General features: G+C 72.0%; 23 protein-coding genes. 12 read left to right on the top strand and 11 right to left on the bottom strand.

Annotated features, from left to right (window positions below; all coding sequences use genetic code 11):
* Nucleotides 1–50: 50 nt before the first annotated feature.
* Complete coding sequence (gene lexA / locus OG956_RS38780; RefSeq protein ID WP_330342674.1) at nucleotides 51–737, bottom strand: transcriptional repressor LexA; 687 nt, start codon at nucleotides 735–737, stop codon at nucleotides 51–53.
* A gap of 144 nt (nucleotides 738–881) precedes the next feature.
* Nucleotides 882–1,856 carry a DNA polymerase Y family protein gene (locus OG956_RS38775; protein ID WP_330343055.1) on the bottom strand — a complete coding sequence of 325 codons (975 nt, stop codon included), beginning with the start codon at nucleotides 1,854–1,856 and terminating at the stop codon, nucleotides 882–884.
* Between the two features lie 380 nt (nucleotides 1,857–2,236).
* Here OG956_RS38775 and OG956_RS38770 point away from each other — a divergent pair, with 380 nt between their 5' ends.
* Complete coding sequence (locus tag OG956_RS38770) at nucleotides 2,237–2,482, top strand: hypothetical protein (RefSeq protein WP_330342673.1); 246 nt, start codon at nucleotides 2,237–2,239, stop codon at nucleotides 2,480–2,482.
* A 77-nt stretch (nucleotides 2,483–2,559) separates the two neighbouring features.
* On the opposite strand, the gene OG956_RS38765 is transcribed toward OG956_RS38770, so the two are convergent.
* A complete protein-coding gene (locus OG956_RS38765; RefSeq protein WP_330342672.1) occupies nucleotides 2,560–2,799 on the bottom strand; it encodes a hypothetical protein in 240 nt (79 codons plus the stop codon).
* 240 nt (nucleotides 2,800–3,039) lie between these two features.
* Here OG956_RS38765 and OG956_RS38760 point away from each other — a divergent pair, with 240 nt between their 5' ends.
* Both OG956_RS38760 and OG956_RS38755 read left to right on the top strand, forming a co-directional pair.
* A complete protein-coding gene (locus OG956_RS38760; RefSeq protein ID WP_330342671.1) occupies nucleotides 3,040–4,308 on the top strand; it encodes a competence protein CoiA in 1,269 nt (422 codons plus the stop codon).
* A 232-nt stretch (nucleotides 4,309–4,540) separates the two neighbouring features.
* Entirely contained in the window at nucleotides 4,541–5,284 is a 744-nt protein-coding gene (locus tag OG956_RS38755) for a hypothetical protein (protein ID WP_330342670.1), read from the top strand.
* Between the two features lie 239 nt (nucleotides 5,285–5,523).
* On the opposite strand, the gene OG956_RS38750 is transcribed toward OG956_RS38755, so the two are convergent.
* Nucleotides 5,524–6,900: a helix-turn-helix transcriptional regulator gene (locus OG956_RS38750; protein WP_330342669.1), complete on the bottom strand. Its 1,377-nt coding sequence runs from the start codon at nucleotides 6,898–6,900 to the stop codon at nucleotides 5,524–5,526.
* A 512-nt stretch (nucleotides 6,901–7,412) separates the two neighbouring features.
* Between OG956_RS38750 and OG956_RS38745 the strand changes: the two genes are divergently transcribed.
* Nucleotides 7,413–8,042, top strand: coding sequence for a class I SAM-dependent methyltransferase (locus tag OG956_RS38745; protein ID WP_330342668.1), 630 nt, complete (start codon nucleotides 7,413–7,415; stop codon nucleotides 8,040–8,042).
* Between the two features lie 248 nt (nucleotides 8,043–8,290).
* On the opposite strand, the gene OG956_RS38740 is transcribed toward OG956_RS38745, so the two are convergent.
* Complete coding sequence (locus tag OG956_RS38740) at nucleotides 8,291–8,476, bottom strand: hypothetical protein (RefSeq protein WP_330342667.1); 186 nt, start codon at nucleotides 8,474–8,476, stop codon at nucleotides 8,291–8,293.
* 437 nt (nucleotides 8,477–8,913) lie between these two features.
* Between OG956_RS38740 and OG956_RS38735 the strand changes: the two genes are divergently transcribed.
* A complete protein-coding gene (locus OG956_RS38735; protein WP_330342666.1) occupies nucleotides 8,914–10,170 on the top strand; it encodes a helix-turn-helix domain-containing protein in 1,257 nt (418 codons plus the stop codon).
* Nucleotides 10,171–10,187: 17 nt separating this feature from the next.
* Nucleotides 10,188–10,661 (top strand): hypothetical protein, encoded by a 474-nt coding sequence (locus OG956_RS38730; protein WP_330342665.1) that lies wholly within the window; start codon nucleotides 10,188–10,190, stop codon nucleotides 10,659–10,661.
* A gap of 152 nt (nucleotides 10,662–10,813) precedes the next feature.
* Here OG956_RS38730 and OG956_RS38725 read toward each other — a convergent pair whose 3' ends face one another.
* The gene (locus OG956_RS38725) at nucleotides 10,814–10,972 is read right to left on the bottom strand and encodes a hypothetical protein (protein ID WP_330342664.1); all 159 of its coding nucleotides are present in this window, start codon (nucleotides 10,970–10,972) and stop codon (nucleotides 10,814–10,816) included.
* A gap of 342 nt (nucleotides 10,973–11,314) precedes the next feature.
* Here OG956_RS38725 and OG956_RS38720 point away from each other — a divergent pair, with 342 nt between their 5' ends.
* A complete protein-coding gene (locus tag OG956_RS38720) occupies nucleotides 11,315–11,698 on the top strand; it encodes a hypothetical protein (RefSeq protein WP_330342663.1) in 384 nt (127 codons plus the stop codon).
* A gap of 2 nt (nucleotides 11,699–11,700) precedes the next feature.
* Complete coding sequence (locus OG956_RS38715) at nucleotides 11,701–12,936, top strand: GNAT family N-acetyltransferase (protein WP_330342662.1); 1,236 nt, start codon at nucleotides 11,701–11,703, stop codon at nucleotides 12,934–12,936.
* 715 nt (nucleotides 12,937–13,651) lie between these two features.
* On the opposite strand, the gene OG956_RS38710 is transcribed toward OG956_RS38715, so the two are convergent.
* On the bottom strand, nucleotides 13,652–14,722 hold the full coding sequence (locus tag OG956_RS38710; protein WP_330342661.1) for a GNAT family N-acetyltransferase: 1,071 nt from the start codon (nucleotides 14,720–14,722) through the stop codon (nucleotides 13,652–13,654).
* 289 nt (nucleotides 14,723–15,011) lie between these two features.
* Between OG956_RS38710 and OG956_RS38705 the strand changes: the two genes are divergently transcribed.
* The gene (locus tag OG956_RS38705) at nucleotides 15,012–15,572 is read left to right on the top strand and encodes a GNAT family N-acetyltransferase (protein ID WP_330342660.1); all 561 of its coding nucleotides are present in this window, start codon (nucleotides 15,012–15,014) and stop codon (nucleotides 15,570–15,572) included.
* 159 nt (nucleotides 15,573–15,731) lie between these two features.
* Here OG956_RS38705 and OG956_RS38700 read toward each other — a convergent pair whose 3' ends face one another.
* Complete coding sequence (locus OG956_RS38700; RefSeq protein WP_330342659.1) at nucleotides 15,732–16,019, bottom strand: WhiB family transcriptional regulator; 288 nt, start codon at nucleotides 16,017–16,019, stop codon at nucleotides 15,732–15,734.
* A 406-nt stretch (nucleotides 16,020–16,425) separates the two neighbouring features.
* On the opposite strand from OG956_RS38700, the gene OG956_RS38695 reads away from it, so the two are divergent.
* Entirely contained in the window at nucleotides 16,426–17,307 is an 882-nt protein-coding gene (locus OG956_RS38695) for a hypothetical protein (protein WP_330342658.1), read from the top strand.
* 143 nt (nucleotides 17,308–17,450) lie between these two features.
* Here the strand turns inward: OG956_RS38695 and OG956_RS38690 are convergent, their stop codons facing one another.
* Nucleotides 17,451–19,289 carry a hypothetical protein gene (locus OG956_RS38690; protein ID WP_330342657.1) on the bottom strand — a complete coding sequence of 613 codons (1,839 nt, stop codon included), beginning with the start codon at nucleotides 19,287–19,289 and terminating at the stop codon, nucleotides 17,451–17,453.
* A 254-nt stretch (nucleotides 19,290–19,543) separates the two neighbouring features.
* Here OG956_RS38690 and OG956_RS38685 point away from each other — a divergent pair, with 254 nt between their 5' ends.
* A complete protein-coding gene (locus OG956_RS38685) occupies nucleotides 19,544–19,975 on the top strand; it encodes a hypothetical protein (RefSeq protein ID WP_330342656.1) in 432 nt (143 codons plus the stop codon).
* 96 nt (nucleotides 19,976–20,071) lie between these two features.
* On the opposite strand, the gene OG956_RS38680 is transcribed toward OG956_RS38685, so the two are convergent.
* The gene (locus tag OG956_RS38680) at nucleotides 20,072–21,991 is read right to left on the bottom strand and encodes a hypothetical protein (RefSeq protein WP_330342655.1); all 1,920 of its coding nucleotides are present in this window, start codon (nucleotides 21,989–21,991) and stop codon (nucleotides 20,072–20,074) included.
* A gap of 702 nt (nucleotides 21,992–22,693) precedes the next feature.
* Between OG956_RS38680 and OG956_RS38675 the strand changes: the two genes are divergently transcribed.
* On the top strand, nucleotides 22,694–23,113 hold the full coding sequence (locus tag OG956_RS38675; protein WP_330342654.1) for a hypothetical protein: 420 nt from the start codon (nucleotides 22,694–22,696) through the stop codon (nucleotides 23,111–23,113).
* A 439-nt stretch (nucleotides 23,114–23,552) separates the two neighbouring features.
* On the opposite strand, the gene OG956_RS38670 is transcribed toward OG956_RS38675, so the two are convergent.
* On the bottom strand, nucleotides 23,553–23,921 hold the full coding sequence (locus OG956_RS38670; protein ID WP_330342653.1) for an SH3 domain-containing protein: 369 nt from the start codon (nucleotides 23,919–23,921) through the stop codon (nucleotides 23,553–23,555).
* Between the last annotated feature and the right edge of the window lie 138 nt (nucleotides 23,922–24,059).

Below are 24,059 nucleotides of genomic sequence, written 5' to 3'. Positions count from 1 at the left end.
CAAGGTCCGTGACAGGCCGACCTCCCCGAGCTGCGGCCGGGCGGTCCGGGTCACAGGCTGCGCAGCACGGCGACGACTTTGCCGAGAATGGCTGCCTCGTCAGCCAGGATCGGTGCGTAGGCCGGGTTGTGCGGCATCAGCCAGACATGGCCGTCCTCACGGCGCAGCCGTTTGACTGTCGCCTCGCCGTCGATGAGGGCGGCCACGACGTCGCCGTGGTCGGCGGAGTCCTGACGGCGGACGGTGACGATGTCACCGTCGCAGATCGCCGCCTCGACCATGCTGTCCCCCACGACTCGCAACGCGAACAGACGGCCCTCCCCGACGAGACGCCGGGGCAGCAGCAGTACGTCCTCCACCGATTCCTCGGCCAGGAGCGGTGCGCCTGCGGCGATCCGGCCGACGAGGGGCACGTCGGCCGCCTGAGGGAAGGCATCGGCCGGGCTTTCACCGAAGCCGGTGTCCCGGTGCGGCCTGACGCGATAGGCGCGGGGGCGATGGGGATCGCGGTAGAGGACGCCCTTGCGCTCCAGGGCGAGGAGCTGGTGCGCGACGGAGGAGGTGCTCTTGAGCCGGACCGCCTCGCCGATCTCGCGCATCGAGGGCGGGTATCCCTGACGGGCGACGGTGCTCTCGATAAAACGCACGATGGCCATCTGCCGAGCGGTGAGACCGTCGGGGCCGGTGACGACTCCCCGCGGGCGCCCGGCCCGACCAGTCGTTTCAGTGAGGTGCATGAAGGCTCCCCCGTGGCGGGATCTTGCTTGAGGTGGACCGTAACCCGCGAACCACACCAAAGGGAACACTGATTCGATAACCGGCCGCCCGAAGACAGCAGGCGGCCGGGGGGACGCTGCCGGCAGCCGCGGAGGCCAGGCGGGTCAGGAGGCGGCCCGGTAGATGGCGGCCGGACCGATGACACCGGCGCCGAACTTGTCACGGACCCGGTCGACGGCGGCCTCGGCCACCAGACGCGCCTCACGGGCGTCGTCCAGGGTGATCTGCTGGGCGACGGTGTCGGCGGCACGGAGGTCCTCGCCCCGCAGGGACAGCCCGGTCAGGCGGCCCCGCTGCAGGCCTGCGGCGTCCATGAGCCGGTAGGCGGCCATTCGCAGGTCGTCGTCGTGCGCGGAGGGCTCGGGCAGCCGGTGGGTCCTGCTCCAGCGGCCCGTCCCGGCGAAGGTCAGCGTCAGCGTCAGGGCCTGGGGAACCTGCCCGCGGCGGCGCAGCGTCCGCCCGAGCCGGACGACCAGAGCGAGCAGGGCGGCCCGCACGTCGGCCCCGTCCAGGGTGTGCCGGGCGAAGGAGCAGTGCACGGTAGCGGAAGCGGGCAGGGAACGCGGGACGACGGGGCGGGGGTCGATACCGCGGGCGCGGTCGCGGGCCAGGCGTCCGGCCCGTCCGCCCAGCAGCCGCTGCACGGTCTGCGCCGGGACGGCAGCGAGCAGGCCCACGGTGTGGATCCCGTAGTCGTGGAGCACGTCCGCCTGCTTAGGTCCGATGCCGTGCAGGGCCTCCACAGGCAGGTCGGCGAGCCATTCGGCGGCCCGGTCGGGGGCCACCACCAGCACTCCCCCGGGCCCGGGGACCTGGGCGGAGGCGGTCGCAGCCACGCTGACGGTCGGGCCGATCCCGATCCGCAGGTCGACACCGTGACGGGTCAGGGTCCGCACCCGCAGCATCTCGCCCAGACGGCGCACGTCCGCACCCACACCATGGCAGCGCAAGGCCCCCTTCAGCTCCACGAGAGCAGCACCGGGCGGCAAAGCCTGTACGAGGGGGGACAGCTCAGCCATCCGCTCCAGGATGAGGCGATACACCTGCTCCGGCAGCCGGTCCGGACAGCGCACGTGCATCACGGTCGACACCGGGGATGTCTTGCCGCTCACGCCGTTCACCTCCTGTCTCCCTCTCCAGATTATCGAACATAGGATCGAATACCCGGATCGGGGAACTTTCAGCCCGGCCCGCCGCCAGGCGACGTCCGCGGTTGAGGGGACTTCAGCGGTGGGCGGCCGAGGAGGAACGCCCGGCAGGATCGGCCGTTGTCGCGCATCCGTGGCCCGCCCGGGACGCGGAACCGGGCATGCCCGACGCCGCCGGACCGGCTCCGTCGGCAACACGGTGAAGCCCCGCGTCCCCCTGGCTGGCGAGGTCGCAGGCACCGTGCTGACGACCCGGCCCGAGGTGCCGTAGCCCTCTGCCATGCTGGCGCGGACACAGGGAGGGGAACCGCATGGCCCACCGTCCGCGCCCGAGCCGGGAGCGCGCCCGCAGGCAGATCGAGCGGCACGCCGACGAGACCGGCCCGGCCCAGCCGGCCCGCCCGCTGACCCGCTTCGAGCAGCAGCTGCTCGACGGAACGGCGACCGTGGTCACGGACATCGAACCCATGGCAACCGCCCTGTACCAGGAGGCCCCGCCCGTCGGCGAGTACCGCCTGAGCACGCGCCGACCCAGCAGCCGCCCTCGCCCGCTCTGACGGGGCGGCACCGGCGCGCCGGGTATCGGGCAGCACCTGGCCTGCCTTCGCCGGCGGTGGCCCGAACGCGCTGGGGCCTACTCGGCCGGGTCCTCGCCGGTGTGCCGGACCTGCTTCTTCACCGCCTGCTCCAGCTCATAGCGGTTGTCCCCCGCCGCCTCGGCCTGCGTGGTGATGGCCGCCTGCGCGGCCTCGGCCGCCTCACGCCAGCGGCGCCACTGGGCGTCGTACTCCTCACCGGCGAGGCCCGCGAGCTTCGCACGTTCCTGCTCGGCGGATCGTTCCAGCACGATCAGTTCATCGGGGACCTCTGCCACAGCAACGGATCCTAAGCCGCGAGGACGCAAGCGTCCTCGCTCGGGTCCGCCGGCCGACCCGGGGAGAGCTGCGTGGGCGGTTTTCGGCGGGGTGAGCACCCCGCGCGCATCCAGGGTGCCGCCGGCCGAGGAACGACAGCGCTGCAGAAGCCGTACGGCATCGCCGGGGCACTGCTCAGGCAGCGGTGTGCGTATTGCGCGCCGAGGGGCTGGGTCGGCATCGTCGCCTGGGGAGGGCGGATGGGATTCACCGCGGTCCACGCCGACTGGGGGCGGCTGGATGCGTCGCTGGACGATCTCGGGTGTGGCCGTGCCTGGGCCGACGTCCACCGGGTCACGGGGCTGCGGCTGGCGTGCCCGGAGTGTGGGGGCCGGGTGTGCGCGCGGGTCTCCTCACGCCGTGCCCGGCACTTCTACCACCAGCAGCGGCCCCGTGACTGCGAGCTGGCGAACGAGTCGTACGAACACCACCTGCTGAAGCTGGAGCTGGCTACGGCAGCCCGGGCAGCGGGGTTCACAGCAGAGCTGGAGGTGAGCAGTCCACGGGCGGACTGGCGTGCCGACGTGCTGGTCTTCGATGAGCAGGGCCGTGCGTTCATGGCCCTGGAAGCGCAGCTGTCGCCGATGACGCCGGAGGATGCGCGGATGCGCACCGACCGCTATGCGCGCGATGGTGTGGGGGTGTGCTGGGTCGGGCTGCAGGGGCGGCCGTGGCAGCGTGCCGTGCCCTCGCTGCGGGTGGAGTACCCCGAGGAACGCGGGGCCGGCTGGACGGTGCGGCACGGCATCGCTCGCTACACCTGGGACCCGCGCACGCTGGCCGGGAAGGCGGGATGGACCCACATCACCTGCCCGCTCGGCGATGCCATCCGGTGGATCCTCCAGGGGCGCGTGCATCCCCATACCGGCCCGGGCGGCACGGTGTGGTGGACGGCCGACGCCTACCGGCAACTCGCGGCCGCCCGGGCGAAGCTGGAGGCGGATGACGAGGCCGCCGCACGTGCCCGGGCTGCCGAACAGGCCCGCCGGGCTGCCGCGGCGCGGGCAGCTGCCGCCGAACAGCGCCTCCACGACGCCCTGCAGCAAGCACAGGAGCGGCAGGCCGAGCAGGAACGTCTGGCCGCCTTCCTCGAACACGCAGGCATAGACGCCCAGGTGTGGCCCGCCTTCACGCAACTGGTCCGCACCGCCTCCGGCAAACCGGTCGAGTACGGCGTCCAGAGCCCCTCCCACGGCAACGGACTGCTCGTCTACAGCAGGCCGCGCCCGGGCCGTGCGTTCACCCTCGCCGGTGTGGTGTGCCCCGATCCTCGAGCACTGGCCCAGTGGCCAGCAGAGCTGACGATCCTCGTGCCCAGCCAGACCTGGCTCGCCCGCATCCAGGCCGCCGCCCGCACTCCGCTGAAAGTCGCCGTCCTCAACCCGACCACCAAGCGCTGCGCCTTCCTGCGCATCCGCCCCCAGCCCCCGGATCCCCCAGCACCGCCAGGGTCCTTGCGCAGCGGGTGAGCGTACGGCGGAACCCATCGGCATACACCGCCCCGGTGTCAGCGACACTGCTCTTTTGGTGCACATACTGCCGGATGGATCTCGTCTACCCTGGCGACTGGTTCGCCGCGCATGCCGGCGTACGGCGGCACCGGCACACACCCGCGGCAGATGTTCGCCCCGCGGTGCCGGGTGCGAACCGGTCCTGTATGTACCAAGTAATGGGCGCGCAGCCCAGGAAGAAGCGAGCCTGATGGGTAGGAAGAAGCCCGGCAAGCCGCGTCGGCCCCGGGGCCCGCGCCAGTACACGCTGCAGGAGCTTCAGCCGCCCGGTGAGGGCTACGACGAGTGGTTCCGCGTCCAGCCCGGCATGCAGCCGCCCGCCGACAGCGGCCTGAGCCAGGACGCCGCCGACCTCATGCAGCGACTTGCCGGTCTCGGCGCGCTGTACGGCGGCCGCGTGCCCAAGGCCGCCCTCTACCTGGACGAGCTGATCGAGCGCGGCAGCCTGCCGGTGGTCCAGGGCGAGACGGCCTCTTTGGTCCCGGTCGAAGAGATGGCCGAACTCATGGGCGCCATGGACGACGGCAGCGTCCGCGAATCCCTCCACGAACTGCACGCCGCGGGCGCGCTCCTGGTCATCACCGGGCCCGACGAGGACCTCCTCGGCGTCCGCATCGTCGCCAAGCGCCCCAGCTCCCCCGGCCTGCCCTGGCAGTTCGTCGGCGACCCCGACACCGTTGCCGCCACGACCTGCATCCCCACCGACATCTGGGAAGAGCTGCCCCTCGACGTCGCCGCGACGGTCGCCTACCTGCGGACCTGCCGGTCCCGTCTGGAGGAGCCCGATCCCGAGGCCTACGGCCGGCGCGAAGGCGTGCGGGACACCGAGCATGCCAAGGAGCTGTTCGCCGCGGCGCTGGCGTCCGGGTACGTCGACGAGAAAGGCTGCGAGGCCTGCCCCACCGGGCACCTGTGCACCCGCGCAGCAGCCTGAACCCACCCTGAGCCAGCAGACCCACACCGCGCACCCGGTGCCGGGCTCCTCGTCGGCGGCGCTGCACTCGGTGCGGCGGGCTGGGCCGTTAGTACGTCGCGCCGGACTCGGGGCCGGCTGTCCACGCCGGCCTTCCGGTCAGGGCCGGGCTTCGGCCCGGCTAGCGGGGTGGCGGGCGCCGGAGCGCTGGGGCGCAAGCCAGTTGCGATGGTTTCCGCCCTTCTTCGTGTTCGGTGGTCTCAGCTCTCCGGTTCGCGCGGCACGACGCGGGAGAAGAACTCCTTCGCGGCCTGTCGGCCGAGTTCCCCGTTCGTGGTCGCGGAGCGCTGCAGTGCTTCGCCCGTCACCTGGGCGGGGATGTCGAGCTGATTGTGTGCCTCGCTCATGATCTCGCCGATGTACCACTGGGCGGAGGTCGGGAAGTGCTGGATGAACCAGCTGAGCATCTTCGCCAGGGGCACCGACAGCATGAGGTCGAGGGCTTTGAGTTCACCGCCCCGGCGTTCGCGGATGCGCAGCGAGTGCGCGAAGTCCTCAAGGACGGCATGACGGATGGTCGGTCCCAGGGCGTCGGTCGGGATGATCTGGCGAAGGCTGTCGGCGACCTCGAAGGCCAGTTGGTCGGCCACTTCCCGCACGCTCGGCTCGTTGCGCTGGCGCAGGACCCAGCGCTTGCGGATGTCGGGGCGCTTCCACAGGAAGCGGAAGAAGCTCTCGCTGAACCGGTCGCGGATCTGGGCCGCCCCGGGGGCCAGACGGTGCCGGTCGCCGGCCGACATGGCCTCCCGCAGTCCCTCGGAGGAGCGGCGCCGGGCTTCCGCCCAGTCCTCGGCGACCGGGCGGGACCACTGGGCCCGCCCGCCGACGGTCGCCTGGGGCAACGGCACGTCGTTCTCTCCCCGGGAGATGTAGCCCCGCAGGGTGGAGGCGGTGATGCCGCCCAGCGCGGCCATCTCCGGAACGCCGAGCAGCCGGTCTCCGGCGAGTTCGGGGCTGGCCAGGTCCACGACGCACCTGTCCAGCGGCAGGGGATCGTCCTGCTTCTGGTGGTGCTGCGCCCACCGGGTCAGGTCATCGAGCCAGTTCTGCGGCGCCGCGGCGGAGGAGTCGAAGGTGGCCACCTTGTGCACGTGCGCGCGCTCGGGGTGGGCGCGCCCGTCCAGCATGTCGGCGGCGTGGACGGTGGTTGTGGCGCGTGCCTTGTGGCGGGCGTAGTCCTCGGTGACCGGGTCCCAGATCTGCCCGGGCCGGTACCAGCTCTCACCGTCCCACCAGTAGCCGCCGGCCCTGAACAGCAGCGGCGCGCCGGACCAGTAGGTGTGCAGGCTGGCGGTGTCCTCATTGCGTAGCAGGAGCACGGTGCGCCCGTGCTCGGGGTGGTAGCGGACGGCCCAGCCCAGGTGAGGGGCGATCGGGTCGGTGGTGAAGGCCAGCCAACCCCCCTTACGGGAGGTGTCGCAACGGCCCCACATGCCCTCGCCCTTGTTGCGTCCTACTGCTTCGATGGCGTCGGGACCGTCGTCGAGCGGCAGGTGGGAATCATCGACGAACGGCAGACCGGGAACCGGGTGATCCGTCCCCAGGCCGTTGGCGAGCGGACGAATGTCGTAGACCAACGTGTCCTCCTTCTCAACTTCAGTGCTGTACTTGGCTACAACGCTACTGATGCCCAGTAGTACACGACTGAGAAACGGATCGGTACAGCGATTTCGAGACAAGGTTGACAGCAGCGGATGGGGACGGCAGCCGCGCCAAGCCGGCACCTCGCCAGCAGCCTCTGCGCCATACCCCCCGTGTCGAGATGTGCCGCGGGGAGCAAAGCAGCCGCCAACATGCGGCCGAGCCGTGGGAGGGCCGGCTAGGGCGTTCGGGCGGCGTCGGACGGGCGCGGCGCGGGCCGCCGCATCCGGACACTTCCCGCGATCTGCGCACGCGGGCGGACGGTGCTGCGTAGGCTGCACGGTGTCGTCCCGGTGGGCTCCCCCGTACCACCGGGACGTTCCCTTGCCGGCAGTCGCAGGACTCACGGGTGCCTGCGACAGGGGCAAGGCCGGTACGTGTCTGCGCGCGGAGCTGCTCCGGCCTCCGCAGAACCGCTGCGAACGGCGCGGGTGTTAGCTTCCTTCCCGTGTTACAACACCAGGACGAGACCAGAGCGGCCTACGACAGGGTCGTCGAGGTGTATGCCTCGATGTTCAGTAGTCAGTTGGAGACGCGGCCGTTCGCGCGGAACATGATCAGCACCTTCGCCGAGCTCGTGCGTGGCACGGGGAACCGGCGGGCAGCCGACGTCGGGTGCGGACCAGGTCATCTGACGGCCATGCTGCACGACCTGGGGTTGGATGCCTTCGGGCTCGACATCTCCCCGGCTATGGTCGCCCACGCCCGGCGGGCCCATCCGGCGCTGCGGTTCGATGAAGCGCCCATGGAGGCCCTGCCGGTCGAGGACGGCGCGCTGGGCGGAGTGCTGGCCCACTACTCGATGATCCACACCCCACCCGGAGAATTGCCCGCGCTGCTCGCCGAACAGGTGCGTGTCCTGGCATCAGGGGGCCTGCTCCTGGTGTCCTTCTACGGGACCGAGGGGCCGGAGCCGGTCCGCTTCGACCACAAGGTGGCGCCCGCCTACAGCTGGCCGGCGGAGCAGTTCGCCGAGTTGCTGGCCGGGGCCGGTCTTGTCACGGTGGCTCGGCTGCTCCACGACCCAGCGACCGACCGCGGCTTCCTCGACACCCACTTGCTGGCCCGCCGCCCGTAGAGCACGGCCCGAGGCCTGGGTCGCGGTGGTGGAGATCATCCGCCTGGATGGAGCTGGTTCCAAGCGCCGCGTTCCGTGCCGGAGTCCACTGAACATCGCCCGAGGTGACAACCGTCGGAGTCACGAAGAATCCGGCGGTGCGGCCACCGCAGTGGTGCAAGCAACGATCTCCCGAAGCTGGGCAATGACGCAGAGCGTGCGGGCAGTCAGGCGAGGCGGCTGAGGGGATTCGTGCCAAGACGTGAGTGTCACTCGGGCATCTCGGCGGACGGGCCAACCGCCTGGCGTGTCTGCGGTTTCCTGCGGCGCCGGTTGACCGCGTCGATCGCCGCAGCGCTCCCCTCACCGTCCTCGATACGGGCCCGGTACTCGGCCCAGTCGGCATCCGTCCAGGCCTCGAGTGCGCCGGGGAACGACGGCTCGTCCGCCTTCACGCCGGTGCCTGCGGAACGCCGTACAGGCCCGCGCAGCACTCGCAAGCCTTAAGGTCGCCGACCGGGAAGCGGGGGGATGCCGTGCCTGCGCACCAGGCGCACGACTCACCGGCCCTCTGCCGGCTGGTGAGCCGGTCGCGGTCGATCACCGGGGCGTCGACCAGTCCGGGCATGGGAGGCGGTGTGCTGGGCGTCGTCATGATCGGTCGCCTCGCGCTCGCAGTCGCGGTCGATGGGGGGGGTGGCCGTCCCCGACGGGGGGCGGGGACGACCACGGGCCCGAACACCCCCTGATGCGGGCGTGGTTGGGCTGACACCCAGTCAAGATCAAGGTGGGTTATGGGACCATCGGTGATGCGGCATGCGCATACGGATATGCACCCAGCGGGTACCGGCAGACACCGCAGGCCGTGTGGACTCGTAGCGTGGGGGCAGTCGTGGACTTCCAGACAGGCCCGATCCGGGACGCCTCCCGGTTGGGGGACTATGGACGCGTCATCGAGCTGGTCCGCAAGGGACGGCGGATGACGCAGGCGGCGCTGGGGCAGGCCCTGGGCATATCCCAGTCCGCGATCAGTCGTCTGGAGAAACGCGGCCCAGCCTCCTACAGCACCAACATCCTGACCGCGGCGGCTGCGCATCTTCAGATTCCGCCGGCGCTGGTGGGTCTGGCAGACGGGCGCACGGCGCAGGTTCAGGTGAGAGACGACGATCCCATGCACCGACGCACCGTCCTTGGCGGCGCCCTCGCCGCGATGGCGGCCCCCATGCTGGCCGCCGTGCCGGATGCGCACGATGCGCCCGGTGGCCAGGCCGCCGCCCTGCGGCTGACCACGAGCGCCTATCGCAGACTCGACGGCACCACCCCCTCCCGGGACCTCGCCGGCGCCGTCGACGGCCACATCCGGCTCATCCAGGCCATCACCCGCACCGCCACCGGCGACGCGGACCGGGCGCGGCTGGCTGCCGTGGGCAGCGAGGCCGCTTCCTTCGCGGGCTGGCTGGCGTGGGACAAGGGTGATCACGGGTCGGCCCGTTCCTGGTACGGCGGGGCCGTCAAAGCCGCACGTACCTCCGGCGATGCGCTGCTGACCGCTTACCAGACAGGCACGCTCGCCCAGTTCGAGGCGCACGCCGGCAACGGCGTGGAGGCGCTGAACCTCGCCCGCCGCGCCCGGCGGGTGCTCGGTGACCAACGCCCGGCCGTTGCCGATGCATGGCTGCTGAGCGTCGAAGCCCTCGGGCACGCGGCAGCCGGGAACCGGCGCGGCGCCGACCAGGCGCTGACCGCATCCCGCGCAGCAGCACAGGCTCTCGCTGCCGGGCAGGACCCGCCGCCGTGGCCGTGGGTGTTCTCCTTCACCCCGGACAAGGTGGCCGCCTGCCGCGTGGCCTGCGGCGCACGTCTCGGGCTGCCCAAGTGGGTGCTGGATGAGGACGTGGAGGCCCTGGCCGCCACCGGCCACGCGAAACAGCGTGCCCTGCTGGTGCTCGACATCGCCGCCGGGCACTTGGCCGGCGGGCGGGTGGAGGCGGCGTTCGCCCTCGCCTCCCGCGCGCTCGAGGTCGCGCTGCAGTACCGGTCCGGGCGGATCGTGGAACGCGCCCGGGCTGTGCGCCGCAGCCTCACCACCAGCTCACCGCCCAAGGTGGTGCGGGACTTCGACGAGCGCCTGCACGGCGTCTACCTGTAGGAAGGGATGACCACGGCATGCGGGTGGGGATCACCGGGCACCGCGGACTGAGCAGCCAGGTCGAGCAGCAGGTGCGGGCTCTCCTGGCCGACCAGGTCAAGGCCTACGACCCGGCCGAACTCGTCGGCGTCTCCTGCATCGCCGACGGCCCCGACTCCTGGTTCGCCGAAACCGTCCTCACGCACGGCGGCCGCCTCGAGGTCGTCGTCCCGGCCACCGAGTACCGCCAGGGCCTGCCCGACTGGCACCACCCCGTCTACGACCGGCTCATCTCCCGCGCCGCCGACGTCCACCACACCGGCCTCACCGAATCGACCTCGAAGGCCCATCAGGCCGGATCCGAAATCCTCGTCGGCCTCGTGGACGAGCTGATCGCCGTATGGGACGGCAAACCCGCACGGGGCTACGGAGGCACCGCGGACGTCGTGGCCTACGCCGAACGCACCGGCGTTCTGGTGCGGGTGCTGTGGCCCGAAGGCGCCAGCCGATGAAAGCGGCAGCGAGCTGATCGAGGCGCCGCCCACAGAATCCGGCGGCCTTCTGCGCGGACAGCTCCGCGCACCCGGCAGGCCGTCAGGCTCGAAGAACCAGCTACCGGCCACCCGTCACGTCGTCGGGCGGGTTCTCGCCACCGGCGAGGCGTTCAGCCGCCTTCGTCCACCACAAAGTCGGCACCAAGCCCCGCCGCGGCACCTGAAGCTCCGCCCGCCTGAACCGTCAGGAACCCGACGAGGTTGGATGGCTCCATGGTGAGACGGAAGCGGGAGAAGCGGAGCAGCTGCCGGTCGAACAGGCGCGACATATGACGGCTCTTCCGTGGGGCGGGAACGGCGCGTTGAGGCGGCGAAGGCCGCTGTACCGGTCAGCCTGGCGTGCCGGAATGCCGCTCGCCCCGGCGTGAGGAGCTGTTTCCCGCCTGGGGGGTGCGGCCTTCCCCGGCGTCCCGCGTCGCGGGACGCCATGCCGTTATCGGCCGGCCGGGGCGGTCAGCCGTGTCGCACGGCAGGTGTTGGGCGTCGTTGACCGCTGCCGCCACACCTGGACGTCTGCTTCATGCCCCGATCAGGCCCGGGAACTTGACCGGTGCCGCCGGGAGTTGCGCTGTCAAGACCGTCCGCACGCGGGTAGGGAGCAGTCGTTGAGCATGAGCAAGAAGGCACCGCAGTACACCAAGGTCGAGTTGAGCGGCCCGCCCGAGGCGATCGCACGTCTGATGGCTGCGCTCGGCGAGGCGGGCGAGATCATCTTCGACCACCGCTCCGCGCCCGATACCCGGGGCGACGTCGCGTGCACGGCCCGGGTGGCCACCCTGAGCGCGCCACAGCAGCCGGTGCAGGCGTCCGGAACGGCGGAGGTCGTGGTGCAGAGCAGGCTGAGCGTCGATGCCGCCCGCTGGCCCGGCCTGGGTGAGCCGGAGGGTGCAAGGCGTCTGGAAGCCTCCACCGCCGCGGCTCTGGCGGCGCTGGACGGCGTCGACGCCGCCGAGGGCCGCCTCGTCGCCGTCACCTGGCCTTCCGCCGCCCGCTAGCCGTGGCCCCGAGCGAGGACAGCCTTCCCGAGGAAGGACTGTCGCTGTGGCTGACCGACTGGAAGGTCCCCGTCGGCATGTCCTGGACGGGGCGCAGGCTGATCGCCTGCATCGGACGGTCGGCCGCCGGGCACCTCGACTTCCACGTCCACCCCGACGGGCAGGCGGTGAAGGTGTGGATGCTCAACGTCCACCCCGGATTCCAGCGGCGCGGCCTGGCCGGAGTGCTCATGGACGCTCTCTACGCGGCGTACCCGACAGCGTGGATCAACCACGGTGCCCGCAGCCCTGACGGGGCCCGGTGGTGGAACAGCTACCGCGACCCGGCCCCGCACCGCAACGTCCACAACAGGCCGCCGGCCGAGTGGGCCGCCTACTTCGACGCCGTCGAAGTCGCCTCGGAGAAAGCGCAGATCGCCCACCTGAACCAGTACTACGGCCTTAACGGCCACCGGGACGCCGTCTACCGCTACGGCGAGCGCGTCGATCAGGAGGCGGACCACTACACCGCGCTCTACCAGGAAGCCCCCGCTGTGCGTCTGGACCCGGCGGCGCAGCCCCTGCACGGTGCCACGCGGCTGTTCCTGCCGCCCTCGGTGCACGCCTACGTCCACGACGCCTCCCAGGACCCGGCCGGTAGGGCCGCCACGCTGCTGGAGCACCTCGGACACGGCAACCTGCCCCGCGCCACCTACTGGAACACCACCGCCCGGGCCGCGTTCGAGGACGCCCACCACGAAGAGCTCTTCCAGGACACACCGCCCGCCCGGCCCGCCACCCACGTCGTGTTCACCCTGCGCCCGCTCGCCGGCAGGGCGCTGCCCGCCTACACCGCGCTCGCCACCAGCGTGGACTTCACCGGCACCGGCGACCTCGCGGTCGAGATCGACGGGCTGTCCTGGCGCCAGGCCCACCACCCGCACCTGACCCACACCGCCGCGCTCTCACCCGCGGTCCAGGCCGCCATCGCCCCCTACTCCTGGCGGCACGCCAGCACCGCCTACCGCGCCCGCTACGACGAGGCGGGCTTCCTGCGCACACCCGACCCCACACCCGCCACCAGCCCGCAGCCCTACGCGGAGCGGGCCGCGGAGATCAGCGCCATGGCCGACCGGCTGATGCAGCAACTGGCCTCCCGCGCGTCCAAGCCCGGACCGAAACCGGCACCCAAGCCGGACGGCGCGCAGCAGCAGACGCCTCCCCCGGCACCCCGGCCGACGCAGCAACCCGGCCGGTAACACGGGCGCGCACGGGCTCCCCCGCCCGGCACGGCGGCCGGGGCGGGGCCGAACGCGGCATCAACCGCCGCGCCGCGGACGCTCCGGCATGCAGCAGGCGCAGAAGTGGTGTGGGGCCCGGGCTTGGCCGGGCCCCACAGGGCCAGGCGTGACGCCCGGCGCATCGGCGTGTTCAGCCTACGGCCCCTGGCTGTGGCGTTGAGGGCGGTCCCGCGCGGCGTGCGATCGGAGCACGGGACCGCCGAGCCCCGGACGTCCTGTCAGACCCGGGCACTCAAAACCGTACGAAATCGGATCATCATTCGCACGCACCCACTCCGGGAAGTGCCTCAGCCCGCGGGCAGGACCACCGCGGTGTCGTCGGGGCGACAGAGCGCACACCGGCATCTGCCGGTCTCCGTGTGCTCGGCCAGCGCCTGGCACAGAGCGCAGGCGCAGACGGCCGGCGGGGCATGGTGCGGCGTGGCGGGGGCGGGCCAGGCGCCGGGACGGTGTCCTAGTGCGCGGCACCGGTCCCACGGCCGGGCGGCGGGGCACGGGCGGGGGCGGGCGATCCGCGAGCGCAGGAACGCGGACAGGACTCCTGCGCGCCGCATGGCCGCGATATCGGCTTCCTCCACGTCATCCGCCGCGTTGTCTGCCGTCACGGACACGACAGATGGGCCAAGGCCGGGCGGGCGAGGAGGCCGCCGCCGGCAGCGGTGCGCGCTGTCAATCACCGCCTGCTCCCCGCGTCCGCCAGACCGGCGGGTTGCCTGACGGGCGGGCGGAGTGCGGCCGGGGCGGTGTAGGTGCGGGTGGTCGTCCAGGTGGCGCCGTGGGCGGCCTTGTAGTTGCGCTGGCCGTCGTGCGCGGTCGTGCGGCCCAGGTCCAGCGCGGTGTATCCCTCGCTGGTGAGGTCCTCGCACAGCATCTGCAGCAGGGCGTGCCCTGGGGACAGTTCGCGGTGGGCGGGGTCCATCGCGGTGATCAGGGAGTAGGCGCGGTCGCGGTGGTGCAGGCACAGCTGGGCGGCCACCGCCTGGCCGTCCAGGGTCAGTGTGGCGATGAACGCCAGGCCCGCGCAGTCGTTGAGCACCTGCCGCCAGGGCAGGGTGAGGTCCGGTGCGTGGGCGTCGGGGGGCCGCAGGGCGTTGCGCCGGTGGTGCAGGTCCTCGAGGGTGTCGAAGGCGGCGAGGAGTTGTGTGCCGGTGCGGGTGCGGTGGTATCCCACCCGCTCGCCCAGGGCCTGCACGGCGCGGCGGCGGCGGGTGTGCTCCCGTCGTGTCGAGCGGGACAGGGCCGTCAGGTCCACGGGCAGGCAGACGGTGGCGTACAGGGTCTGGGCGTCGGGCACGCCCCACCGGCTGTGTGCCTGCCGGGCCAGGAGACAGCTGTCGGGCAGGTCGGTGAGGAGCACCTCGTCCCCGAGGGCGGGCAGGTGATCAAGGAGCACGCTCACCGCGTCGGTGTTCTCGCCCACGGGCCGGATCTGTTCGGATGCGGGGCTGGACAGCGCGGTGATGCAGGTGCGGCCGTCTGGAGTGAGTTCACGGGCCAGGGCCAGGGCGGCGAGGGGCCGGTCGCCGTCGTCGACGGCCGCGAGGACCAACGGCTCGCAGCGGGCAGGCAGGTGCCGGGCCCACGCCAGCAGCCAGGCCGCATCCTGGTAGGCGGTGGCGGCAGGGTCCGCCTCGGCCAGGGCAGGCCACATCCGGGCAAGGAAGTCCATCGCGTGCTGCCCGCTGTACTCACGCGCGTGCAGGCGCCTGGGCAGCGTCCGGCTGCCGAAGTCCTGTGGCCTCATGCACGCAAGGACAGCCTGCGCGCGCAGCAGTTGGGCGGCGGTGGGCCCGGCTGTCCCTCGCGGCGGGAGCCGGGGGCGCACCAGTGTCCGTGGTGTTCCGCACCGCGGACACGACCGCCGCACCCGCGGTCTGACGGCGGATGTCGAAGGGCGCTGGTGCCGTCCTCGGGCGGCGGCGGAGAGCTGGTGAGCGGCCCTCCGCCATGCTGGGGCGGGGGCAGGCTGGCAGCAGTTCAGGCGGGGATCCGTCTGGCCTGTGCATCCCGTCCTGCTCGTGATCGAATAGGGGATGACTTCGTTCTGGACGGGCAGGCGGGTGCGTCTGCGCGGTGTCGAGCCCGGTGACTGGACGGCGTTCATGGGCTTCGCCGCCGATGAGGAGCGGTTGGGAGACCTGCTGCGGACGCCTCGGTCCGCCGAGCAGTTTCGCGCCTGGGCGAAGGAACAGGCCGTCCCCAAGTCCGACGGCGACTGCTTCAGCTTGGCCGTCGAAGCCTTGGACACGGGGCAGATCGTCGGGGCGGTCGGCTCGCACCACGCAGATCCGCGTGCAGGGCGGTTCGAATACGGCATCACCATGGGTGCTCGGCACCGTCGCAAGGGCTACGCGGCAGAAGCCGTGGTGATGCTGCTGCGATTCATGTTCGCCGAGCGGCGGTACCACAAGTGCGAGGCGCGGATCTTCGGGCACAACGAGGCATCACTGGCTCTGCATCGCCGTCTCGGCTTCGCCGAGGAGGGCCGCCTGCGAGATCACTTGTTCTTCGCCGGCCGATACCAGGATCTCGTCGTGATGGGCATACTCGCTGAGGAGTTCGCAACGCTGCACGCGAAGAGCGAACTCGAGTGAATGCTGACCGAGTCGGCACAACTCTCCACCCACCTGTCGGGGGTGCGCTGGCGCAGGTCCACCGCACTCCCTCCACACCCCGACCCGGACCAGCGGACCACCCGCTCGAAGCCGAATTCCCGCGGCAGAGCCCCTGGCGAGATGCCCACCCCGCCGCCCTCAGCCGGCACGGGACACTTCCCCGCCTGCCGCTTGGAGTACCTTCCGCCAGGAAGTGACATGAGGTCTGCGGCGCAGCAAGGCTCTGCGCTCGCGCTCGGTCATGCCTCCCCACACGCCAAATTCCTCCCGGTTGTCGAGGGCGTCCACCAGGCACTCCGTGCGCACCCGGCATCCCGAGCAGACCGCCTTGGCCCGTTTCTGCCGGGCGGTGTCGGCGAACATCTCCTCAGGGTCGGCCGTCCGGCAGGCCGCTTGCTCACTCCAGTGAGCCTGCGTACTGGTCATGTCTCCCTCCCCGTCGTGGCTCGGCCACACCACTGAGCCTATTGCCAGGTCATGAACTGCTGCGGTGCAGGTCGGCAGCGGGTGGTGCTCCTGCACCGCCAGTACCCACCCACGGTGCTTCATGCGTGCAGGCGCATCACACTCTCCGATGTGGTCGTTCCGCCTGGTGGGGCTCATGGCAGCCTTCAACTCCTTGCCCGGCGCACGGTGCGGGATGGGGAGCGCGGCACGTGGCGGCCGGGCGGGCGGGATGGCCCCTGTACTGAGCCGGCCTACTGCTGATATCCGCCGGTGTGTGCGCGGCCAGGGGGCCCGGGAGAGTGGCGATCGTGCAGGACCGTGACTTTCGCCCCGTTCGTGTGAGTAGCATCCGGCAGACACATCCAGGTACAAGGAGCGTGCTGCCGTGGCCGACGAGCCCGAGAAGACCACCATCCACAACGTGTACGCCCAGCAGTTCGCCAGCGACCTCGCGGCCAACCGCAAAGAGCAGAGCGACATCGCCACGCAGATCACCGGACTCCAGGAGCGCCTTGAGCAACTCAAGGTGGAGGAAGGCCTGTTGCTGAAGCTGCAGGGCACGCTGACCGGGTCGAACGGCGCCGAGGCTCGTGCCGTGGCCGACGAGGCGGCGGCGCAGGAGCAGCGTGAGGTGCCAGCCACGGACCCGGCACCGGCACCGGCCGGGTCGGTCACGGCTGCGCCGGGGACCGTTCCTCAGCCGCGGCAGGACAGCCGGGCCAAGACGGCCGCCAAGAAGTCGGCCGCCAAGGGCAAGACGTCCGCGAAGAAGGCTGCGGCCAATGCCCCGGCGAAGAAGGCGGCGGCGAAGACGGCCACCGCGAAGAAGGCGGTGGCGACGAAGACCGGCGGGAAGAGCGCGAAGCGGGTGCCGGCGCAGGCGGCCACGGCCGAGGAGTCTCCGGCCAAGGAGACCGCCGCGGGCAAGGATGTTCCGGCGAAGAAGACCGCGGGCAGGAAGGGGGACGCACCGACGCTGCAGGAGCTCATCCTGCCCCTTCTGGCCAGGTCGCAGGGCCACCCGCAGACGGCGCGCGAGGTGTTCGACGCGTTCAAGGCCGAGCACCCCGAGCGGGCGACGTCCGTGCAGGTGGTGCGCAACAACCTGGAGCTCCTCGTCAAGAACGACCGCGCCGAGAAGTCGCAGCAGCAGGGCTCGGTGATGTACACCGCGCTCACCGAGGCCGGCGCCGCGGCGGGGGCGGGTGTCGAGGCCGAACAGGCTCCGGCGTCGGCGCAGGCCGAGAAGGTTGCGGCGCAGGTCTAGGGTCCGGCGCGGCATGCCCCGGGCGCCTGCGGTCGCCGAGCGCCGCGGGCGCCGAGAGCCGTACCGATCCGGCACGGTGCCACGGTGCCGGGCTGCGGCCCCGTCCGTGCGCGCGTGGGGGCGCTGGTTCCCGGTGGCGCTGCTCAGGCCAGTCCGGTGCCGCGCGGTGGTGCCTGTCCGTGCGGGAGGGGGTGCTGTTCGGCGGTGCGGTCGTCGTGGCGTGGGCGGCCGGCCGCGTGGGTGCGCGAGTGGGTCCGTGCGCGGGATTCGGCGGTGATCTGGGTGGCGCGTGCCGCACTCCCGGTGGCCGGGGTCGGGGTCAGGTCGGCCACGCTGTCCAGGGCATCGAGGGCGCGCAGGGTGTCCAGGCGGGCGGAGCGCAGCTCTGCGAGTTCCCGCTCGGCCTGCCTGAGCCGTCCCTGTGCTTCGTGGACCTCGTTCTCGGTCACGGGCGGACGGCCGGGTTGCGGTGTGCCGTTGGTGAACCGGGCCTGAAGGGTCTCGAACTCGGCGTTGGCGGCGAACAGGGCCCGGATGGCTTTCAGCTCGGCGTTGCGGCCGAGGGGGGAGTTGTCGACGAGCTGGGTGCGCAGTCGGGCCATGGCCCGGCGTCCCACGGTGCGGGGCAGAAGCCGGTGCAGGGCGTCACGGGTTGCCTGGCGTTGCTCGGCCAGGATGTGGTCGATGTGCTCCCTTACGGTCTGAAGCTGTGTGTCGTAGGCGTTGAACGCGTCGTGTTCGGCCAGTACCTGCTGCATGGTCGGGGGCGGCTGGTCGGCGGGTGAAAGGGTGGCCTGTGCGGCGGCCACCGCGCCGACATGGCGGGCGCGTTGGGCGGCGTGCTGGGCGTCGACCAGGGCAAGCCCGTGCCAGAGCACCGCGTGCCGGGCATCGAGGTCTTCCAGCCGGTGGCGGGCGTATGCACGGCCGCCTCTGGCGTCGGCCTCGAGGCCTTGGGTGCGCCTGCGTTCGCGTATCTGCCTCAGGCGGCTGAGAGCGTCGCCGGTGTGCGTCTGGGCTGGTTCCGGGCCGCCGGCCTGGGCCGTGGCCTTGGCTTGCAGCAGACGGGCTTCCGCGCGCATCAGCTCGTCCATGGCATGTTCGGCTTCCCGGCGGGCGGGAGGGCAGAGCACCCGCCACGCGGCGGCGGCTTCCTTGTCGCCGAAGCGCAGCGGGAAGCCTGCCATCACGACGCCCGGAAGGGAGACGCCGACCGCGGGCTCTGGCTCTGCCGCCCGGTGCACCTGAGGATGGCCGGGGCCGCCGGGCTGCCGGGTGGTGGGGCCGGTCTGTTCCAGCTGCTGCGTGGTGTCATCGCCCGGTATGAACCGCACGCGCTGGTCGAGATGGTTCAGCAGCCGCTCCTGGGCCTGGTGGAGCCGGTCCCGGAGCGGGCCGGTGGGCACACGGGATGCCAGCCCGTACAGCAGGGCCGAGGCCTTGAGCAGGTCGGGCATCTCGGCGCTGCCGGGCGCTGCGGCGACGGCGAGGGCGTTGACGATCTGGGCGGCACCTGCCCGCGCCGCATGGAACTCCTCCTCGCCCACCCGGGCGGTGAGGGAGCGGGTCGCGAGGTGGGTCAGGACGTCGTCGTGCGGCACGGTGCCCATGGCCAAGGCCCAGATCTGTCCGCCGAGCTGCCAGGTCGCCTCCTCGCCCGCGACGTGGCTGAGGTGCTGGTGGAGCCAGGCGGCCGCCTCGGCAGCTAGCGCGTCCCACAGCAATGCCGTGTCGCCGGTCCTGCCGGAGACGGCCTGATGGGCTTTGGCTTCGGCGAGGAGTTCCGGCACCTGTAGGGGCTGCCACGTCCTGCCGCCGTCCCGGCTGCGGCGCACGGATACCGCGACGTCGTCCTGCTCATGGGCCAGGTACCAGCGCATCGCCACGACCGGATCGTTGATCAGCAGGCAAGGACCCGGCTCGCCACTCGCCGAAGAGGCGGAGGCGGTGGACAGGATGAACAGGCGGTCGCTGCCGGACACGAGCACCCCCCTCCCTCCCCCGGATCCCACGGCCTGAACAAGGACGGCAGTTCACCCTGCCGATGGTTCGGCGTACGGCGACCGGAGCAGCGCGGAAGTTCCCCCACGACGGGAGGAAACCGTGCCGGCCGCTCCGTCCAGCGGGCCACACGCTCAAGCGAGCCGTGTATGGCCGGGCCTCCTTCGAGTCCCGCCGGAGCCGGAGCCTTCTCCTGCCATCGGCGACGGTCCCGCTGTCCCTCTACGCTTCATGCGTGCGCTATCTGGCAGAGTCTTTCGCCCTTACGGCTCTGAGGCGGGGCCGGCCAGTCGAGCAGTTCCTCGGTCCTGCCGGTTCACCTGAGCTTGCGGGGATCCGCTACGTCGAGGTCCGACCGGTCAGGACCCGCTACGACATCTTCCTGCACGCCCTTCAAGACATCGGTCACGAGACCTTCGTCGACCTGGTCGAGTTCCCTCCCCTTGACCCCGACGAGGACGAAGAGGACTTCGGCCGCCTCCTCGCGACGTGCGCCGACCCGCTCGGTGCCCTCACAGCCGCCGAACAGGCCACTGGAGCCCTCCGCGGAAGGTGGGTCAACGCCGGTGTGGTTCAGGATGAGTACCTCGACTGGGTCAAGGCGGGACGCCCCGCCGACAGCTCACCTGACGGGCTGCCCTGGCCTGTCGTTCCGCCCTCCCGCTGACGCACAGAGCCACAGACACTGCCGCACGGCACAAGCGGCTTCTCGGGGGACGAGGCGCAGGTGTCCCCTAGACCGGCGGCGCCTGCCCGCCCGCGCTCAGGGCAGGCGGAGGCCGGGCGTGGGCGGGGTCTGGGGGCTGTGGGCCTGTGGGTGCCGGTCGGCGGACGGTATGCCGCGTGCCGCCGCCTCGGGCTGCTGGGCGCGCTTAAGGGACTGCCTCGTGATGCGGGCGGCGCGCTGGGCGATCGAATCGGATGAGGAGGGCTCCAGCCCGGCCGCACCGTCCAGGGCCTTGAGGGCGCGCAGCGTCAGTGAGCGGCTGCGCTTGAGGTCGTCGAAGTAGGGGCGGGCGTCTTCGGCGGCGGTGCGGGCCTGTTCGACCTGCTGAGCGGTCACGGGCGGGCGGCCGAATTCGACGGTGTTGCTGCGGTAGGCGGCCTGGAGGCTTTCCAGGGTGCGTGCGGTGTCGCCGATCGCGTTCCAGGCGGCGTTGTAGGCGGCGAAGCCGAGTCCGGCCCGGTCGATCAGCTGGGTGCGCAGGTGGTGCACGCCGCTGTGGCCGGTGTGCTGGGGGAAGAGCCGGTGCATCGCGTCGCGGGTGATCTGCCGCTGGGCGCCGAGGGTGTGGGCGATGCGGTCCTCGGCGGCGTTGACGCGGGCCATGAACGCCTCGTGGCCGGCCAGGATCTCGGCACTGGTGCGCGGGGCCGGCATCTGTTCGCTGGCCTGCGCGGCGGCGACGATGGCGTCGTGGCGGGCCGCCACCGCGGCGGCCTCGGCGTCGGCCATGACGTGCGCGTGCATCAGCAGCGCGTGCTCGGCGGTCAGTTCCTCCAGCTCCCGGTGCCGGTCGGTGTGCGCACGCATGGCCCGGCTCTCCTCCACCCCGGCGGGCCGCTCCAGGTCGGCTGCGGCACGAGCCTTGGTCAGCGCGGTCGCGGCGTCGACCACGTGGGCCATCGCGCGGTCGGCGGCGCGCCGGGCCGCGGGTGAGATGACACGCCACTGGGCGGCGGCCTGCAGATCCCCTTCCAGCTGCCGGGGATAGCCGGGAATCGCCGCCTGCGCCGGTTCGGCGCTGCCCGGATCCGGGACTGCAGCTTCCGGGACTGCGGCTTCCGGGGTTGGGGTTTGCGGTTGCTGGGCGGTTTCGGCGGCCTCGAGCGCTTCGGTGAAGTCGCGGGCCGCGTCCGCCAGCAGGCCCTGCTCTGCGTCCGGGCCGAGAAGGGACAGTCGGTTCAGGTAGGCGCGGGCCGCCCGCTGCGCGGGGTGGTGGGGGTCGGGATGGGCCCGGGCCACCGCGGCGGTCTCCGGGTGGCGGGTGACCAGCTGGTCGAGGAGCTTGTCCTGGGCCTGCTCGGCCCGGGCCTTGAGCTGGCCGATCTCGAAACCGAAGGTGAGCCGGTTCAGGTGGCGCAGGGCGCCAAGAAGTTCCGTGATCTCGGCGTCGGCCGGGTCGTCGGCGAGGGCGAGCGCGTCCAGGGTGTCCAGGGCGCCGGTGCGCAGCCGTTCGGGCCCTTCGGGCTGCGGGTCGGCGTACAGGCCGGCGAGGTGGGTGAGGACCTGCTCGTCGGGGACGGTGTCCAGGGCGAGCGCCCAGATCTGCCCGCCGCGCCGCCACGAGGCCAGCGCGGGCGTGGGCGGCCGGTGCTGGACGGGGTCGTCGGGCTGCACGTAGCGGATGCGGTGATCCAGCCAGTCGGCTGCCTCCGCCGCCAGCGCCTCACGCAGCAGCACGGCAGCCCGCTGACCGTCCTGGTCCGGTCCCTGCGCCCGCTGGATGAGGGCGTGTTCGGCCTCCGCGTACAGCGCGCCGGGGGTGAGGGCCTGCCAGGTGGCGCCGCCGTCGTCGCTGACCTGCGCGGTTACGGCGAGGTTCTCTTCCCGCTCGTGGGTCAGGTACCAGCGCATGGCCACTATCGCGTCGTGGATCAGCAGGCCGGGTCCGTCGACGTCGGACAGCCAGGGGTGGTTGTAGGTGCTGGACAGGGCGTAGAGGCGGTCGGTGTCGGGCACGCGGCATCTCCCTGATCCCCGGCAGTGGCGCTGTCGGACGTGGCTGTGGGTTCAGGCTGGCGGGCGCAGCCCCCGCGCGGGGTGGTGGCCTGCGGCGGTTCCCACGGGGCGGGAGTGCGCGGCGCGCGGCCGCCCCTGGCGGTCCGCCGGGCGGTCTGCGTGAGAGCCGGGGCCGGGCCGGGGCTCGGGGCGGGCGGATACGGCAGCGCCCGCCCGGGCGGGACGAGTAGAGGGGCCCGGGCGGGCGCTTGAACGGAAGCCGGCGGCCGTTACGGGCGCGCGAACGGCCGGGCGGCGAGGTCCTCGGCGGGGCGGGCGCACGGCCGGGCGGCGAACGGGCGGAGGGCGCAGACCGGGCGGGAGGCGGACGGGCGCTGGTTCATCGAAGGCTCCTCGAAGAAGGGTGAGGCATCGGTCGGGCAAGGGCGATCTCAGCAGGCGGCGACCCAGCATGGCCAGGGACAAAGGTGGTCGAAATCCGCGTATCCCTGGGGATGGGAGAGGAGTTGGTCGAGCGGTCTGGGAGGCGGGACAAACCCGCACCCGCGCCGTCGGCCCGGTCCGCCGAGCGAACCGCCCGCCGCCAGGCCGGCCGCGGCGAGGTGGAGTTGCCGGGCGTACTCGAGGGCGTCTTCGAAGGGTGTCGGCGCACACGGCCGGCACGCGGCGTTCCAAGCAGCCTGCGGCAGTAGGGTGGCGCGCGTGGAGCCGGTGTGGTTCGAGTTCGACGACGGGCAGGAGGAGTGCGATGCATTCCATCGCAGATTCCTGCACCTGGTCCGGGAACGCGCGAAAGGATGGCCATGTCCGCCCGAATCGACGTACGTCCTCTTCTTCCCCGCAGGCGAGGCCGACGATGAGGCCTCGCAGCAGGACGAGATGCGTCTCGTCGTGGACCTGACGCACCAGGGGTCGCATCATCTCGCCATCGGCGCGTCCCTGGAGGGGGACACCGTGCTGTGCAGCCAACTGCATGTGTGCAGCCTGGTGCCGTCCGAAGAACGCGACGACATCGTCGCCCGGGAGGCGCAGGGCTCCGCCGACGAACTGGCCTCCTTTACCGCTGAGTGGATCGGCGACGTGCGCCGACCGGCGCTCCCGTACGATGGCCGTCGAGACTAGGCCGATTCCTTTGGATCACTCCCGCTCAGTGAGGTTGCCGGTTTTGATGTCCGTGTGACTCACCGCGTCAGCGCTCTGCTCTCGGCCTTCGGCGTTCTTGCCAGCACGGTGTTGCTCGCCGGCGCCGTTCGCGCGTACCGCTCCGGGGCATCGGCTCTCTGGATCGCCGCTGGAGCTGTGATCTTCCTCAGCGCCTTGTACGCGCTCGTGCGGGACGTGCGACGACTGCGTACAGGGCAGGCGGGCTGACGAACGGCACCGATCCGGACTGTGCCCTTCGGTCGTTGGTCCAGGTGCGCCGTTGACTGATGCGACGGCAACTGGCGGGCTGCGGATGTGACGCTGCCGAGAGGGCGCCCGCGGTCGGTAGCACAAGGGGCCGCCCTTCGGCATCCAGGGGGTGCGTGCCGAGGGGCGGGCCCTTGCGGGGCGGGCGGTGTCAGTAGTTCATCGGTACGGCGATGTAGGTGCGGCTGACCCAGCCGTACTGGCCCTTGTGCGCGCCGTAGTACGGCTTGACGTACCCCCAGTTGCCCTTGTAGCAGGCCCAGTAGATGCCCTGGCCCTTCATGAGCAGTCCCTTGCTGGTGTAGCCGGTGCCGGGCCCGGTGCGGAAGTTGACGGTGGCGGTGACCCGGGTGTCGAGCCGGACCTGGTGGGTGCACGCGCTGGAGGTGACCGCCGACGCGGGCGCGGCGCCCACGGCCGTGAGTCCGAGGACGGACGATGCGACGACCGCGGTGGCGACGGCGGCGCCGCGCAGGCGACGCCCGGCGAAGGGTCGGCTGAGTCCGGATGCGAGTGTCACTGCAGTCTCCCTGCTTCGGTGGTGATGCCGGCAGGGAGCCTGGAAGCCGGAGGGGTCCGGTGGGCGTGGTGGAGCCGATGTGTACCAGCGCCCGGCACGGCGATCGCCGGTGCCGTCCCGGGGGGCGGGAGCAGCAGC

Origin of the sequence: Streptomyces sp. NBC_00557, assembly GCF_036345995.1 — a bacterium.
GTDB lineage: Bacteria > Actinomycetota > Actinomycetes > Streptomycetales > Streptomycetaceae > Streptomyces.
Note: the sequence above shows the minus strand (reverse complement) of the source record. Positions and strands in the feature narration are given on the sequence as shown.